We start from the raw sequence: 14,960 nt of genomic DNA on the forward strand, positions 1-14,960 counted from the left end.
ATTCTTTTGTGGTCTTAATTTTTTGCTTTAGTCTGAATGACCTTGTCTCACCTGAAAGATCTGGAGCTTTAATTAGAATGCGTTATTTCAAACTGATATCGACTCGTCTTGTTTTTGCTTTTATTTCGAGCTTGCTGTTATTGATGAGTGCAAATACGCCTGCCCGCAGCCTGACTTTAATGAATGTGTCCTATGACCCCACGCGTGAACTCTATCGAGATTACAATGCTTATTTCTCGCAATGGTGGTTAGAGCAAACTGGCCAGCGTGTACAGGTGCGTTTATCCAATGGCGGTTCTGCCAGTCAGGCACGTTCTTTAATGGAGGGGCTGCCAGCGGATGTGGCTACGCTGGCGCTGGCTTATGATATTGATCAGCTGGCTCGTCAGCGCCAGTTGATTCCTGAAGACTGGCAGCACAGATTGCCACACAACAGTGCGCCTTATCAGTCAACCATTGTGTTTTTGGTGCGTGCAGGTAACCCTAAGAATATTCAGGATTGGTCTGATTTGGTGCGTGAGGATGTGCAGGTCATCACGCCGAATCCTAAAACCTCAGGTGGTGCGCGTTGGAACTATCTGGCGGCTTGGGCGTATGCAGAGCAGACCTATGGTGAAGCCGAGGCCTATGCGTTTATGCGTCAGCTTTTCTCACGTGTGCCGATTTTAGACCCAGGTGCGCGCGGGGCGACCAATACCTTTATTCAACGTGGGCAGGGTGATGTGTTGTTGGCTTGGGAGAACGAGGCACATCTTGCGGTGAACAATCTGGCTCCTGGTCGCTTTGAGATTCTGACCCCCTCCGTCAGCATTCTGGCGGAGCCTCCAGTCACGATTCTTGATGCCAATGTTGATCGTCGTGGAACACGGGCGGCTGCACAGGCGTATCTTGAGCAGTTGTATTCCGATGCTGGGCAACAGATCATTGCCCAGCATTTTTATCGTCCCGTTAATCTAGTGATTTTAGAGCAATGGCGTGATCGCTTTCCGCCCCTGCATTTGATCACGCTTGAAGAATACTTTGGTGATTGGCAAACAGTGCATGAACGGCATTTTGCTGCTGGGGCTCTTTTTGATCAGCTTCTGGCCGAGATCGCGAATCAGCGTTAGCGCTGGATGAGTCTGAGGCTCGAATCCCCGCTGCAGAGCTTGATCTTGCAGCGGGGATAGCTTGTCTGAACTTGTTGTGATGAAGGCTTGGTGATCTAGTGGGCAGGCTTCCTAGGCTTCCTAGGCTTCCTAGGCTTCCTAGGCTTCCTAGGCTTCCTGGACTTTCATTTGTGTTGTGGTGAGTAGTTGATCGAGATACTGCCAGCCCTGCTCCCAGCGATGATGGCCAGAGGCACTATTGATATGCCCGACCTGCTCCAGAATCAGGCAGGGTGCTTGCCAGGCGTGCGCTAGGGCGTTGACCCGCGCTGCACTGGCGGCTGGATCATTGGTCGAGCCGATGACTAAAGCCGGGAAGGGCAATGGCTGGCGAGCGATGGGAGCAAAGGGCAGCAGCGCGGCTGGGCAGTTGGGGCGCTCAACATCAGCGGGGGCCACCAGTAGGGCGGCTTGAATCTGAGCGCGCTGTATGGGTGAGGCTTGTGCAGCCCAGTTGACGAGATTGACACAGCCAAGGCTATGCGCAATCAGCACAACAGGGGCATCCAGTTGAACCAGATGCGCACTTAAAGCCTGCTGCCAGTCAGCTGGATCAGGTGCATCCCAGCTTGCTACGCTCAGGCGTGAAGCCGGTTGTAAATGCGTCTGCCAGTGGCTTTGCCAGTGATCAGCCGCTGAGCCTTGCCAGCCAGGAAGAATCAGATAATGGATTGGGCGCATGGTCTTCACCTCGTTGATTTACTCTGGGCGAACTCTAGCGAAAAAAGATCTTCTCAAGAAGGAATAAGAAAAGCTGTTTTTATTCTTTTTAGCGATAAAGGGTGGCTGGGGGGATGCATCAAACCGCGTTGAACGGCACTGGATCAACCCTTCTGGAAGATCTCTAGATAACCGGAAGGCTTTTAGATCACTGGGCAGCTTTTGGATAACAGGAAGGCTTTTGGATAACAGGAAGGCTTTTGGATAACAGGAAGGCTTTTGGATCACTTGGAAGGTGGTGGAGAAAAAGATTGGAGCTTGAAAGTGCAGAGACACTGGGCCTCTGCACTCTTGATCAGCGTATTGACTAGAGCAGCATTGCCGCAGCCCAGCCAAAGGCCAGTAAGGGCAGATTGTAGTGAATAAAGGTGGGCACGACCGAATCCCAGATATGATCATGCTGACCATCCGCGTTCAGACCAGCGGTTGGACCCAGTGTTGAATCCGAGGCAGGAGAGCCAGCATCACCCAGTGCCGCTGCGGTGCCGACCAGAGCAATTGTCGCCAGAGGCGAAAAGCCAAAGCTGATTGCTAAAGGCACATACAGCGCAGCAATAATCGGGATGGTCGAGAAGGAAGAGCCAATACCGAGCGTAATAAATAAGCCCACCAGTAGCATGATCAGAGCGGCTAGCCCCTTATTATCACCGATCAGCTCAACCGAGCTTTCCACCAGCGCGGGGACTTCTCCGGTGGCCTGCATCACACTGGCAAAGCCAGAGGCGGTGATCATAATAAAGCCGACCAGCGCCATCATGCGCATGCCCTCAGTAAACAGATCATCCTGTTCTTTCCAGCGAAAAACACCGCTAAGAGACAAAATAGCAAAGCCGATCAGACCGCCGAGCACCATCGAATCATATTTTAACTGCACCACCAGTGTGGCCAGTACCGCCGCGATGATTATCCCCCACTGCCAAGGTTGCAGGCGTGGTGGCACCGTCGTGGTTTCTGCGTCTGAACCTGCCTGCTGCACACCAACTGGGCGAGCCTCATACTGTCTTTTCTTGCGATAGCTAAAGAAAACAGCCGTGATCAGGCCAAGCAGCATACCGCTAATCGGAATCAGCATCGCCAAGGGCACTGTTGCGGCCTCAAAGGTGATCTCAAATTCTTCTGCTGCGGCGTTCAAATTGCTAAGCAGAATATCGTTTAAGAAAATCGCACCAAAACCTACAGGCAGCAGCATATAGGGTGCGGTAATGCCGAAGGTAATGACACAGGCGACAGCGCGGCGATCCAGCTCCAGACGATTAAAGATTGCCAGTAATGGCGGAATCAGCACCGGGATAAAAGCGATATGCACTGGCAGAATATTCTGGGAACTGATCGAGACCAGCAGAATCAGACCCAGCAGGCTGATCGCAAAAAAACGGCCTGTCTGTGCAGCATTTTGATTGGCACGGCCAATCAGCAGTGAGGCCAGACGCTCAGTGACCCCAGAGCGGGCCAGTGCCACCGCGAAAGCTCCCAGCGCAGCATAGGCGAGTGCAATACCTGCACCCTTGCCTAAACCAGCATGAAAGGCTTCCATGACTTGATCTAAACTCAGTCCACTGACCAGACCGCCCAATAATGCTGCAACGATCAAGGCGAACACCACTGAGATGCGCGCGAGACTGAGCACCACCATGACCAAAACGGCCAAAATGACTGCGTTCATGATTTTTCCTTCATTTAAAAATGCGCTAGGGTAGCAGAAAGGTTTTTGACTGTCTCTGAGCGTCAAACGTCAGTTTAAAATAAGGAGATGTCGATATGGCTCTTTTCGCTTGGCCACCTGCTTCTGGCAATCTAGCTGTCAGTTGGCCGCTGTATTCTGCTGCAGCCATTCAGACGCTGGATCGTTTGGCGATAGAGGCAGGCGTCGCTGGTTTTAGTCTGATGCAAGCCGCTGCACGCCAAGCCTGGCAGCTAGTACAGCAGCGCTGGCCGAAGTGTCAGCGTTTGGCGGTCATCTGCGGTGCGGGCAAAAACGGGGGCGATGGTTTGATGCTGGCGGTCTTTGCTCAGCAGGCTGGTGTTGAGGTGGATATCTACTTGGCGCAGCCGATGCAGCTACAGATCGAAGAGGTCGCCTTGGCCTGGCAGGCGCTACAAGCAGCGGGATTGCAAGCAAGACAGGTGGCCGCGCATCAGGCTGATTTAGAAGGCTATGATGTGTTGGTCGATGGTCTATTGGGTGTCGGGCTACAGGCTGAGTTGCGGGATCCCTATGTGGCGTGGATAGAGCAGATCAACAGCGCTAGTTGTCCTGTCTTGGCACTGGATCTCCCCTCGGGTTTAAATGCCAATACGGGTCAGCCGAGTCCAATCGCTGTGGTCGCGGAAGTCACCTTAACTTTTATTGGCTGGAAGCTCGGGCTCTTTACTGGGCGCGGGCGAGATTATGTTGGCGCCCTCTTTTTGGCTGATCTGGGGGTGCCTGCGCGTGTTGCCACTCCACCTGCGCCGCTGGCCGAGCTCAGAGACAAGCTGCCCGCACTCAAGCGTCCAGCCAGTGCCCATAAGGGGCAGCAGGGCAAGGTGTTGGTTTTAGGTGGTGAGATGGCCGGTGCGGCGCTATTGGCGGCCCAGGCAGCTTTGCGCTCAGGGGCGGGGCGGGTCAAATTATTGCTGCCTCCTGATCTGGTGACGCTAGTGATTGCCGCTCAGCCAGAGCTGATGGTACAAAGCTGGACGCCCTCTCAAGCAGAGGTGCTCAAGGCGGCGCTCGCCTGGTGCGATGTACTGGTGATCGGTCCGGGTCTGGGGCAGCAAGCCGATGCCCAGACTTTATATCAGGCCGCTCTGGCTTGGTCTGGCCCGACAGTGATGGATGCGGATGCATTGAATCTGTTGGCGCAGCTGGGAGGGGTGTTGGATGCTGAGACAGTGATCACGCCGCATCCGGCGGAAGCTGCGCGTGTGCTGGGTTGCTCTGTCGAGGTTGTAGAGCAGGATCGCCTAGCTGCGGTGAAGCAGTTGGCGCAGCAGACGCAGGCTCAGGTGGTGCTAAAAGGCTCAGGAAGCTTGATCGCCAGTGCCTCAGGTGAGCGACCCTGTTTATGTCCCTTGGGTAACCCAGGTATGGCGGTGGCTGGGATGGGGGATCTGCTCACTGGTTGTATTGCCGCCTTAATGGCGCAAGGGCGCACGCCTTATGAGGCCGCCTGTCAGGGTGTGCTGCTCCATGCTTGGGCAGGAGATCAGGCTGCGGGATCATCTCCTGTCGGACTCCTTCCCAGTGATCTGTTAACATATCTAAGACTTGGCGTGAATGGCATGAAGGAGTCAGCGCAAGCATGAAAAAAAGCTATTTTCTTGCCGATGAGGCCGCCCAGCTGGCGTTGGGTGCTCAGCTGGCGAATGTTCTCCATCAAGGTGTGGTTTTTCTTGAGGGCGATCTGGGTGCGGGTAAAACCACCTTGGTTCGCGGCATCATCCAGGCCTTGGGGCATCAGGGAGCAGTAAAGAGCCCGACCTATACGCTGGTCGAGCCTTATCTACTGGCAGAGCGCCAGGTTTATCATTTTGATCTCTATCGTCTGGCTGATCCTGAAGAGCTGGAGTACATAGGTATTCGTGATTACTTGCAGCAGGAGGCCTTGTGCCTGATCGAGTGGCCCCAAAAAGGGCAGGGTTTCTTGCCCCAGCCTGATGTGCTGCTCACCCTGCATGTGCAGTCTTCTGGTCGTTTGTTGGAAATTCAGGCGCTGACTGAGTCAGGGCGTTCGGTGCTGACGCACTTGATGGACACTGAGTCGAGCTTTTTATGAAGTCTGTTTGTGCACTGTTGAATCGGCGCTGGCTCTCACTCTGCTTGTTGCTGCTTTTTTTTACGGCGGATCTGCAAGCCCAGCAGCGTATTGAAGGCTTGCGTGTCTGGCCCGCGCCGGATCATACGCGCTTGGTTTTTGATTTAAATGGCCCGATCCAGCATCGGGTTTTTATGCTGGAGAATCCGCGCCGCTTGGTCATTGATATGCAACAGGTGCGCCTGAATAGTCCCCTCAGCCCAAGCCTAGATGGCACGCCGATTCAGCGGGTACGCTCTGCGGTGCGGGATCAGCATCATCTGCGTGTGGTCTTGGATTTATCGCAAGAGGTACAGCCGCGCAGCTTCTTATTGCGCCCGAATCAGCAGTATGGGCATCGTCTGGTTGTTGATCTGGTGATGCCTGACCAGGTGTCTCCGACCCAGCGTGCGGCCAGTGTTGCGCGACAGGCACAGCGGGGGCGTGATCCAAGACGGATCGTGGTCGCGATCGATCCAGGGCATGGCGGTGAAGATCCAGGGGCCATCGGGCCAGCAGGAACGCGTGAAAAGTTGGTAGTCTTTGCGATCGCGCAGGAAGTCGCGCGTCTTTTGGATGCCGATCCTGCGTTTGAGACCGTCCTGACGCGAACCGGTGATTACTATGTTGGGTTGCGTCAACGGGTCGAAATAGCGCGTGAGGCGCGTGCTGATCTTTTTGTCTCGATCCATGCGGATGCCTATCGTTCACCCCAGCCACGCGGCTCGTCTGTATATGTGCTTTCTCAGCGTGGGGCAACTTCAGAATCCGCGCGCTGGCTGGCTGATGCAGAAAACCGTGCGGATTTGATTGGCGGTGTTGAGGGCTTGCTCACCTTGGATGATAAGGATGAAGTGCTGGCGAACGTGCTGGTGGATTTGTCGATGACCGCGACCCTGTCAGAAAGCCTCAATGCGGGTGGGCGTGTTTTGCGCCAGATGGGGCAGATTAATCGCCTGCATAAGCGCAATGTGGAGCAGGCCAATTTTTTGGTCCTGCGCTCGCCTGATCTACCCTCGATGCTGATTGAGGCCGGATTTATCTCGAATCCGCAAGAAGAGCAGCGGCTGCGTGATCGTCAGTATCAACGCCAGATGGCACGCCAGATTGCACAGGGTATCCAAGAGTATTTTCGTGATCACCCTCCACCCAACACCCTGTTGGCGGCACAAGAGTCTCCTGCGCGTGATTACGTGATTCGCCGAGGGGATACCCTGTCAGAAATTGCGCGGCGCAATGGTGTGGATATCGGAGAGTTACGCCGCTTAAACGGCTTGAGCAATGATGTGATTCAAGTTGGGCAACGTTTAAGGATTCCCGCTTCATGAGCCAGAATCTTGATGTTTTAAACCACAGTATTCATGTTTTATCGCCTCGCTTGGCGAACCAGATCGCCGCAGGTGAAGTGGTCGAGCGTCCGGCATCCGTGCTCAAGGAACTGGTCGAAAACAGCCTGGATGCTGGCGCCACCCAAATTGATATTGAACTGGATCAAGCCGGCATTAAGCGTCTGCAAGTCAGGGATAATGGACGGGGGATCTCTGAAGCGGATTTACCTCTGGCTCTCGCTCGTCACGCCACCAGCAAGATCACCACGCTGGATGATCTGGAGGGTGTCGCCAGTCTGGGGTTTCGTGGTGAGGCCCTGGCCTCGATCAGCTCCGTCTCGCGTCTTGAACTCACCTCGGCCACTGCCAGTAAGGCGCAGGGCTGGCGTGTAGTGGCCGAGGGGCGTGAGATGCAGGCGCGGGTTTCACCTGCCCCTCACCCGCAAGGCACAACGCTGGTGGTGCGTGATTTATTCTTCAATACGCCAGCAAGACGCAAGTTTCTGCGCACTGAAAGAACAGAACTCAATCATCTAGAAGAAACCTTTCGCCGTTTGGCCTTATCGCGCCATGATGTGGGTTTTACACTCCAGCATCAGGATAAGTATTTATATCGCCTGCCTGCTCTGGCGGCATCGGAGGGCTTGGATGCGCCGCCGCTCGCGGCCCGTTTGGGGCAACTCTTGGGGCGTGAGTTTTTAAGCCAATCCTTGCAGCTGGATCAGCAGGCCAGCGGGATACGCCTCTGGGGCTGGGTTGGCCTGCCAGTCTATGCGCGTGCTCAGGCAGATCGTCAGTATTTCTTTGTGAATGGTCGTGCGGTACGCGATAAGCTGGTGGCACATGCGGTGCGTCAGGCGTATAAAGATGTGCTCTATTCTGGTCGTCATCCGGTGTTTGTGCTTTATCTCGAACTCGACCCGCGTGTGGTGGATGTGAACGTGCATCCCACCAAACATGAAGTGCGTTTTCGCGATGGGCGCTGGGTGCATGATTTTATCTTTTCCAGCTTGCATAAGCGCTTGTCGGGTGCCTTGATCGGACAGGAGTCCTTGTCGGTTGAGCCATCGAGCCAGCAGGCAGCTGATAGCTTGTTGCACAGCAGTAGCTCACCTGCTGCGGCTGCACCGTCGCCTTGGCCGACATTGAGTGAACAGTCAGCGCTCAGCCTGCAGGTGCGAGAAAGTGCGCCGGTACAGCGTCCATCGCCTACAGCTGATGGCAGCACCTTGGCTTTTTATGCGGCTCTGGCTGAGCCTGCAACCGCTGGGGTGCCAGAAACCGCGCCGTCTACGACTCAGCAGCCTGCGGCCAACACCCTGCCGCCTTTGGGTTATGCGCTGGCCCAATTACATGGCATTTATATCCTGGCGCAGAATCAGCAGGGGCTGGTGGTGGTGGATATGCATGCCGCGCATGAGCGTATGACCTACGAGCGCCTGAAACAAGGTTGGCTAGAGCGGCCCTTGGTGGCTCAGCCTTTACTCGTGCCGCAAAGTCTTTCGGTGACTGAAGAGCTGGTGCAGGTGGCGCAAGAGCAGCAGGCAATTTTGGCTGATCTGGGTGTGGAGCTGGCGGTGCTGGGCCCGGATACGCTCGCGGTGCGCTGCCTTCCTGCTCTACTGAGGCAAGAGCGAGGTTTTGAGCCTCTGGTGATTGCCCTGCTGGAGGAGCTGGCGCGCTTTGGCACCAGTCATCAGCTGGAGGCGGCTATCAATGAAGTGCTGGCAACATTGGCTTGTCACACCTCAGTGCGTGCAGGCCATCAGCTGAGCCTGGCCGAGATGAACGCGCTCCTTCGCCAAATGGAAAGCACTGAACGCAGTGATCAATGTAACCATGGTCGCCCAACCTGGTATCAATTGAGCATGAAAGATTTGGATCAACTTTTTCTAAGAGGGCGCTAATGCCAGCTTTTCCCCCCGCTATTTTTCTGATGGGTCCCACGGCTTCCGGAAAAACAGACCTGGCCGTGCGCCTTGTTCAAACCTTGCCATGTGACATTATTAGCGTGGATTCAGCGCTGGTCTATCGTCAGATGGATATCGGCACGGCCAAGCCAGATGCGGCGACGCTGGCCATCGCCCCGCATCGTTTGCTGGATATTCGCGATCCGGCTGAAAGCTACTCAGCGGGTGATTTTCGCCGCGATGCCTTGGCTGAGATGGCGGCGATCACCGCTGCTGGGCGTGTGCCTTTGCTGGTAGGCGGGACGGCCTTGTATTTTCAGCGCCTGCTGGCAGGCGAGGCAGATCTACCTGCTGCCGATCCTGAAATACGGGCTGCATTAGAGGCCGAGCTGGCAGAGCAAGGCTGCGTGGCCTTGCATGCGCGTTTACAGCAGCTCGATCCTGAATCTGCGGCAAAAATTTCCTGCCATGATCCACAGCGCACTGTCCGTGCTTTGGAGTTGTGGCAGCTCACAGGCAAAACCCGTAGCCAGCTATGGCAGGAGCAGCAGAGCGAGCCCTTCCCTTGGCAGGTGTTGCAACTGGGTTTGGCTCCCGCCGATCGCGCTTTTCTTCATCAGCGTATCGGTCAAAGATGGGACATGATGATGGAACAGGGGCTGATTCAAGAGGTCGAAGCCTTGCGACGTCGGGATGATTTGCATTTAGGTCTACCCTCGATGCGTGCAGTCGGGTATCGTCAGGTCTGGCAGTATCTTGATGGCGATTTCAGCCTGGCTGAGTTGCATGAAAAAGCCAAGGCCGCTACCCGTCAATTAGCCAAGCGTCAGCTGACTTGGATGCGCTCTTGGTCCGGCTTGGTCTGGCAAGAGAGTCAGCAGCCACAGTTGCTTGATCAGGTACAAAAGCAGGTCGCGGAGTTTATCGGCAAAGCAGGACAGACAGCGCTATAATGAGCCTGTTTGGGTTGAGCAAGACTAAAAAATCAAAAAAACTCTAAATTATTGAAGGGAGAAAAGAATGTCTAAAGGGCAAACACTACAAGATCCTTATCTGAATTTACTGCGTAAAGAGCGCGTACCTGTATCGATCTTTCTGGTCAACGGCATCAAGTTGCAAGGTCAGATTGAATCCTTTGATCAGTTTGTGATTTTGCTGCGTAATACCGTCAGCCAGATGGTTTACAAGCATGCTATCTCAACAGTGGTCCCATCGCGGAATGTCCGTCTGCCTGCTCAGGATGAAGAAGAGAGCTAGGCCGGCGTATCACGAGGAGTTGCTATTTGTTTTTTGAACGCGAAAAGGGCGGCGAACGTGCCGTCCTTGTCCATATCGAATTGCCAGACGATAAAGACAAAGAAGATACCCAGGAATTTCTTGAGCTAGCACGCTCGGCTGGCGCAGAAACCATGGCCTTAATAGAAGGCAAGCGCTCACTGCCCTCGCCACGCTATTTTGTTGGTGAAGGCAAGCTGGATGAGATCCGTCAGGCGATTAAAGAGCATGATGCTGATCTTGTGCTGTTCAACCATAGTTTGAAGCCCTCTCAGGAACGCAACCTCGAAGCTGAGCTGCAATGCCGCGTGCTGGATCGTACCGGCTTGATTCTCGATATTTTTGCTCAGCGCGCGCGCACCTATGAAGGCAAGTTGCAGGTGGAGTTGGCGCAGCTGGAGTTTATGAGCACGCGTTTGATCCGTGGCTGGACACACCTTGAACGCCAAAAAGGCGGTATTGGCCTTCGCGGGCCAGGGGAAACCCAGCTTGAGACAGACCGGCGCTTATTACGCCTTCGCATCAGTGCGATTCATCGCCGTCTCAAAAAAGTGCGCGTTCAGCGTGAAAACAGCCGTCGCGCGCGCGTGCAAGCCGAGATTCCGGCCGTGTCGCTGGTTGGCTATACCAATGCGGGTAAATCCACACTGTTTAATAGCCTCACTGCCGCGAAGGTCTATGCTGCTGATCAGTTGTTTGCAACACTCGATCCCACCTTGCGACGTCTTGATTTGCCAGATGTGGGGCCGATTATTTTGGCCGATACTGTCGGCTTTATTCGCCATCTGCCGCACAAGCTGGTCGAGGCGTTTCAAGCCACTTTACAGGAAGCGGCAGCTGCAACCCTCTTGTTGCATGTCGTGGATGCGGCGAGTCAGGAACGAGAAGACAATCAACATCAGGTCGAAGAAGTACTGCGTGAGATCGAAGCCCACGAAGTCCCTGTCTTGTTGGTTTTCAATAAGTTGGACTTATTAGAACAAGCGCCACGCATCGATCGCGACGCCAGCGGCCAGCCTGTCGCTGTTTGGTTGTCTGCCGTGACCGGCGCAGGTTTGGATCTGCTCCTCGAGGCCATTCGCGAGCGCCTCGTGCCTCCTTTGTTTAGTGCTGAGCTGCGTGTTAAGCCTGAGCAAGGGCGGCTGCGCGCAGCACTCTTTGCCTTGGGTGCAGTCCAAAATGAGGTGCATGATGAACAAGGCGATAGCCTGCTCAGTGTGCGCTGCTCACTGAAGGACTGGCGTCAACTGCTCACTGCACAACAGTTAGATGAGGCCGACTTATTAGCGAACAACCAGCCAGCAATGACAAAACCATGACCTGATACACTTTTTCAGGTAGCATGGCGTCAATTTTGCGGTAGCAGTTTTGGGTCAAAATAACTTTCCATTTCTCTTAGCGGGAGCAAATCTATGGCGTGGAATGAGCCGGGTGGTCATGGCAATCAACACGATCCTTGGGGAAGCGGTGGGCGCAAGCCAGATCGTAACTCTGGACAGCAAAAAGGCCCGAATCAAGGCCCACCAGATCTCGATGAAGCTTTAAAGAAGTTTCAGGATAAGCTGGGTGGTGTGTTTGGCGGGGGTGGTCAAGGTGGCTCAGGCCAGAAGAAGCCTTCACGCTTTGGCGGTTTTGGCTTAACCCTGCTGGCGGGCGTCCTCGTGCTGGCCATCTGGGTTGCCAGCGGCTTCTATCTGGTGGATGAAGCCGAGCGTGGCGTTGTCATGCGTTTGGGTAAATACCATGAAACGGTCAATCCGGGTTTGCGTTGGAATCCGCCGCTGATTGATTCAGTCACCAAGGTCAACGTGACGCGTATTCGCTCGCAGAGCCAGCGTGCCACCATGCTGACGCGCGATGAAAACCTGGTGCAGGTTGCGGTATCGATCCAGTATTTGGTGGAAAACCCCAAGGACTTTATCATCAACGTCCGTGATCCAGAACGCAGCCTGGAGTTTGCACTGGATTCGTCTTTGCGTCATGAAGTGGGTACCACCAACTTGACGGCCATTCTGACCGAAGGCCGTGAGGTCCTAGCGACAGGCTTATTCGATCGTCTGCAACGCTATTTGAATAACGAAAATCTTGGTCTGGGTATTCGCCTGCAAACAGTCAACATTGAAGGCACCTCAGCACCTGATGAAGTGCAGTCAGCTTTTGATGACGTGATTCGCGCGCGTGAAGATCGTGAGCGCAGCATCAACCAAGCTAATGCCTATGCGCAGAGTATTCTGCCTGAGGCACAAGGTCGTGCAGAGCGGATTCGCCAAGAAGCGGAAGCCTACCTGGAAGCGGTCGTAGCACGCGCAGAAGGTGAAAGCAGCCGCTTTGTGGCCCTGCTGAACGAGTACAGCCAAGCTCCTGAAATCACTCGCGAGCGTCTCTATATCGAAGCGATTCAGGCAGTTTTGTCGAACTCTAGCAAGGTACTGCTTGATACAGATGAGGGCAGCAACAATATGCTCTATCTGCCTCTGGATCGCCTTGGTCAGGGCTCTTCTGCGCCTCGTTCTGCGGCTTCGTCCAGCAATAGCTTGCAGGATCAGGATTTAGAGTTGCTGACTGATCGGGTTCTGGAAAGAGCGCGTGAGCGCCAATCGACCGGCAATACAACTCGTAGGGAGGGCCGCTAAATGCATGCTCGTTCAATGGTAGCCTTAACTATCCTAGCTGGTCTGGCCTTGTTAGCCAGTAGCAGCTTGTATGTGGTAAAAGAAACCCAGACAGGGATTCGCCTCCAATTTGGTAAAATTGTTGAAACAGATATCGGTGCAGGTCTGCACATGAAAATCCCTGTTTACAACACAGTGCGTCTTTTCGATACACGCGTTCAGACACTGGATACACGTCCTTCACGTTACCTGACTGGGGACCGTAAAGGGGTGATTGTTGACTCCTTCGTCAAGTGGCGTATTGTAGATGTAACGCGCTTTTACCAAGCGACTTCAGGTGATCAGCAGGTCGCTGCCAGTCTGATTGCTCCTCGGGTCGATCAGGCTCTGCGGAATGAGTTTGGTCGTCGTTCACTGCAAGAAATTGTCAGCGAGCAGCGTGATGAGCTGATGGCAGGCCCGATGGTAACGCTGAACCGTGCGCTTGCTGAAGAAATGGGTATTGCCGTGATCGATATGCGCGTCAAGCGAATCGAGCTGCCAACAGAAGTCACCGCCTCGGTCTATGAGCGGATGCGTTCTGAGCGTCAGCGTGAAGCGCGTGAGTATCGTGCTCAAGGTCAGGAAGAGGGTGAGCGTATTCGCGCCCGTGCTGACCGTGCGCGTGAGGTGCTGTTAGCTGAAGCTCAGCGTGATTCTGAAATCATGCGCGGTGAGGGTGATGCGATTGCCACGCGGACTTACGCAGCGGCCTTTGGCCAAGACCCTGAGTTCTTCAGCTTCCTGCGCAGCACTCAGGCTTATCAAGCGGCCTTTAATAGCCCAGATGATCTGATCGTGGTGAGCCCAAGAAGCGAATTCTTCCGCTTTTTGGATAATTCATCAGGCCGTCAGTAGTTAGGCTAAAAAGAGGTCCATGCCTCTGACCGGGAGTTCATCTCCCGGTTTTTTATGTTTTCTAAGACCAGGAGAAGAGGATGAGCCTAGCTGATTCTTGGCTTTTACCTGATGGGATGGGCGAAGTCTTGCCGCCTCAGGCCCGTCAAATCGAAAATCTACGGCGTCAGCTATTAGATGTGTTTCACAGCTGGGGTTATGATCTGGTTTTGCCTCCCAAGGTTGAGTTTTTGGAGTCCCTGCTCACTGGCGCAGGGCATGATCTTGATTTGCAAACCTTTAAAGTGATGGATCAACTCACTGGCCGGATGATGGGCGTCAGTGCCGACGTGACGCCACAAGTCGCGCGGATGGATGCCCACTCTATGCGCCAGCAGGGTGTGACGCGTTTTTGCTATTCCAGTGAGGTGCTGCGCACGCATGCAGATAACCTGCTGGGTTCGCGCTCACCGATTCAAATTGGTGCTGAAATGTTCGGCCATGCTGGATTGCAAAGTGATCTTGAGATTCTGTCCTTGATGACCGACAGTCTGCTATTGGCCGGTGCCGAGCAGCTTTGTCTGGATCTTGGGCATGTTGGTATTTATCGCGCGTTGCTGAGCGCCGCCTCGTTGCCGAGCGAGACCCAGGCTGAGTTGTTTGATCTCCTCCAGCATAAGCGTCTGGATGAGCTGCCTGCGCTGCTTGCGCCTTGGCAGGATCAGCCTGCGGTGGCTTGGCTGCAGGGCTTATCGCAGCTGAATGGTGGCCCCGAGGTGCTGGCGCGCGCGCGTCAGGTACTCAGTGGTGCGCCTGAGTCGGTCATCACTGCCATCGATGAGTTAGAGGCTCTGGTGCAGGCTTTGAGCGCAGCCTATCCACAGGTGCAGCTCTATCTGGATCTATCCGAACTGCGCGGCTTTCATTATCATACAGGGTTGGTTTTTGCGGCCTATGTCCCGCAACTGGGGCAGGCGCTGGCCAAGGGTGGACGCTATGATGATATCGGCCGTGCTTTTGGTCGTGCGCGTCCAGCCACAGGTTTTTCGACGGATTTGAAGATTCTGGCCAGCTTGCAGGCCGAATGTCATCTGGCCACACCGATTTATGCACCCGCCAGCATTCTCACGGATGCAGCAGGTCGGGCACAGGTCAGCCAATTGCGTCGTCAGGGTGAGCGCGTCATTTTAACCCTGCCAGATGAAGCTGAGCACGGAGCACGTCGTCTGGTTTGGCAGGAAGGTCAATGGATGCTTCAAACTTTTGAGTCTGAAGTTCAGGCTTGAGTTTTCAATTAATCGTCAGCTGCAGAGAT

The 14,960-nt window shown here is 54.5% G+C and carries 13 protein-coding genes; 11 read left to right on the forward strand and 2 right to left on the reverse strand.

Translation table 11 applies throughout. The features are described 5' to 3' along the window. Positions 1–77: 77 nt before the first annotated feature. The gene (locus V6U78_RS01335; RefSeq protein WP_405336412.1) at positions 78–1,109 is read left to right on the forward strand and encodes a sulfate ABC transporter substrate-binding protein; all 1,032 of its coding nucleotides are present in this window, start codon (positions 78–80) and stop codon (positions 1,107–1,109) included. Positions 1,110–1,256: 147 nt separating this feature from the next. On the opposite strand, the gene V6U78_RS01340 is transcribed toward V6U78_RS01335, so the two are convergent. Together V6U78_RS01340 and V6U78_RS01345 are read right to left on the reverse strand one after the other, a co-directional pair. Next, positions 1,257–1,829 (reverse strand): RBBP9/YdeN family alpha/beta hydrolase, encoded by a 573-nt coding sequence (locus tag V6U78_RS01340; protein WP_405336414.1) that lies wholly within the window; start codon positions 1,827–1,829, stop codon positions 1,257–1,259. Positions 1,830–2,175: 346 nt separating this feature from the next. Further along, positions 2,176–3,531, reverse strand: coding sequence for a Na+/H+ antiporter family protein (locus V6U78_RS01345; protein WP_405336416.1), 1,356 nt, complete (start codon positions 3,529–3,531; stop codon positions 2,176–2,178). Positions 3,532–3,626: 95 nt separating this feature from the next. Between V6U78_RS01345 and V6U78_RS01350 the strand changes: the two genes are divergently transcribed. The 10 genes from V6U78_RS01350 (at position 3,627) to V6U78_RS01395 (ending at position 14,931) form a co-directional block, all read left to right on the forward strand. Then, positions 3,627–5,156 (forward strand): NAD(P)H-hydrate dehydratase, encoded by a 1,530-nt coding sequence (locus tag V6U78_RS01350; protein ID WP_405336418.1) that lies wholly within the window; start codon positions 3,627–3,629, stop codon positions 5,154–5,156. After that, a complete protein-coding gene (gene tsaE / locus V6U78_RS01355) occupies positions 5,153–5,626 on the forward strand; it encodes a tRNA (adenosine(37)-N6)-threonylcarbamoyltransferase complex ATPase subunit type 1 TsaE (RefSeq protein WP_405336420.1) in 474 nt (157 codons plus the stop codon). Before V6U78_RS01350 ends, tsaE begins: the two co-directional genes overlap by 4 nt. After that, positions 5,623–6,972 (forward strand): N-acetylmuramoyl-L-alanine amidase, encoded by a 1,350-nt coding sequence (locus V6U78_RS01360; RefSeq protein ID WP_405336422.1) that lies wholly within the window; start codon positions 5,623–5,625, stop codon positions 6,970–6,972. The genes tsaE and V6U78_RS01360 overlap by 4 nt, the downstream gene beginning before the upstream one ends. Further along, on the forward strand, positions 6,969–8,879 hold the full coding sequence (mutL, locus tag V6U78_RS01365; protein WP_405336424.1) for a DNA mismatch repair endonuclease MutL: 1,911 nt from the start codon (positions 6,969–6,971) through the stop codon (positions 8,877–8,879). Before V6U78_RS01360 ends, mutL begins: the two co-directional genes overlap by 4 nt. Then, a complete protein-coding gene (miaA, locus tag V6U78_RS01370; protein WP_405336426.1) occupies positions 8,879–9,835 on the forward strand; it encodes a tRNA (adenosine(37)-N6)-dimethylallyltransferase MiaA in 957 nt (318 codons plus the stop codon). The genes mutL and miaA overlap by 1 nt, the downstream gene beginning before the upstream one ends. A 67-nt stretch (positions 9,836–9,902) precedes the next feature. Further along, complete coding sequence (gene hfq / locus V6U78_RS01375) at positions 9,903–10,139, forward strand: RNA chaperone Hfq (protein WP_405336428.1); 237 nt, start codon at positions 9,903–9,905, stop codon at positions 10,137–10,139. Positions 10,140–10,165: 26 nt separating this feature from the next. Beyond that, positions 10,166–11,476 carry a ribosome rescue GTPase HflX gene (gene hflX / locus V6U78_RS01380; protein WP_405336430.1) on the forward strand — a complete coding sequence of 437 codons (1,311 nt, stop codon included), beginning with the start codon at positions 10,166–10,168 and terminating at the stop codon, positions 11,474–11,476. Positions 11,477–11,569: 93 nt separating this feature from the next. Next, on the forward strand, positions 11,570–12,790 hold the full coding sequence (gene hflK / locus V6U78_RS01385) for an FtsH protease activity modulator HflK (protein WP_405336432.1): 1,221 nt from the start codon (positions 11,570–11,572) through the stop codon (positions 12,788–12,790). Further along, on the forward strand, positions 12,791–13,666 hold the full coding sequence (hflC, locus tag V6U78_RS01390; protein WP_405336434.1) for a protease modulator HflC: 876 nt from the start codon (positions 12,791–12,793) through the stop codon (positions 13,664–13,666). A gap of 80 nt (positions 13,667–13,746) precedes the next feature. After that, the gene (locus V6U78_RS01395) at positions 13,747–14,931 is read left to right on the forward strand and encodes an ATP phosphoribosyltransferase regulatory subunit (protein WP_405336436.1); all 1,185 of its coding nucleotides are present in this window, start codon (positions 13,747–13,749) and stop codon (positions 14,929–14,931) included. Positions 14,932–14,960: the final 29 nt, after the last annotated feature.

Origin of the sequence: Marinospirillum alkalitolerans (genome assembly GCF_045055655.1) — a bacterium.
Taxonomy (GTDB): Bacteria; Pseudomonadota; Gammaproteobacteria; order Pseudomonadales; family Halomonadaceae; genus Marinospirillum; species Marinospirillum alkalitolerans.

Coding starts and splice junctions, on each gene's coding strand:
- tsaE (WP_405336420.1), top strand. CDS start 5,153: ATGAAAAAAAGCTATTTTCTTGCCGATGAGGCCGCCCAGCTGGCGTTG.
- V6U78_RS01350 (WP_405336418.1), top strand. CDS start 3,627: ATGGCTCTTTTCGCTTGGCCACCTGCTTCTGGCAATCTAGCTGTCAGT.
- V6U78_RS01395 (WP_405336436.1), top strand. CDS start 13,747: ATGAGCCTAGCTGATTCTTGGCTTTTACCTGATGGGATGGGCGAAGTC.
- hfq (WP_405336428.1), top strand. CDS start 9,903: ATGTCTAAAGGGCAAACACTACAAGATCCTTATCTGAATTTACTGCGT.
- hflK (WP_405336432.1), top strand. CDS start 11,570: ATGGCGTGGAATGAGCCGGGTGGTCATGGCAATCAACACGATCCTTGG.
- V6U78_RS01335 (WP_405336412.1), top strand. CDS start 78: ATGCGTTATTTCAAACTGATATCGACTCGTCTTGTTTTTGCTTTTATT.
- V6U78_RS01360 (WP_405336422.1), top strand. CDS start 5,623: ATGAAGTCTGTTTGTGCACTGTTGAATCGGCGCTGGCTCTCACTCTGC.
- mutL (WP_405336424.1), top strand. CDS start 6,969: ATGAGCCAGAATCTTGATGTTTTAAACCACAGTATTCATGTTTTATCG.
- hflC (WP_405336434.1), top strand. CDS start 12,791: ATGCATGCTCGTTCAATGGTAGCCTTAACTATCCTAGCTGGTCTGGCC.
- V6U78_RS01345 (WP_405336416.1), bottom strand. CDS start 3,531: ATGAACGCAGTCATTTTGGCCGTTTTGGTCATGGTGGTGCTCAGTCTC.
- V6U78_RS01340 (WP_405336414.1), bottom strand. CDS start 1,829: ATGCGCCCAATCCATTATCTGATTCTTCCTGGCTGGCAAGGCTCAGCG.
- miaA (WP_405336426.1), top strand. CDS start 8,879: ATGCCAGCTTTTCCCCCCGCTATTTTTCTGATGGGTCCCACGGCTTCC.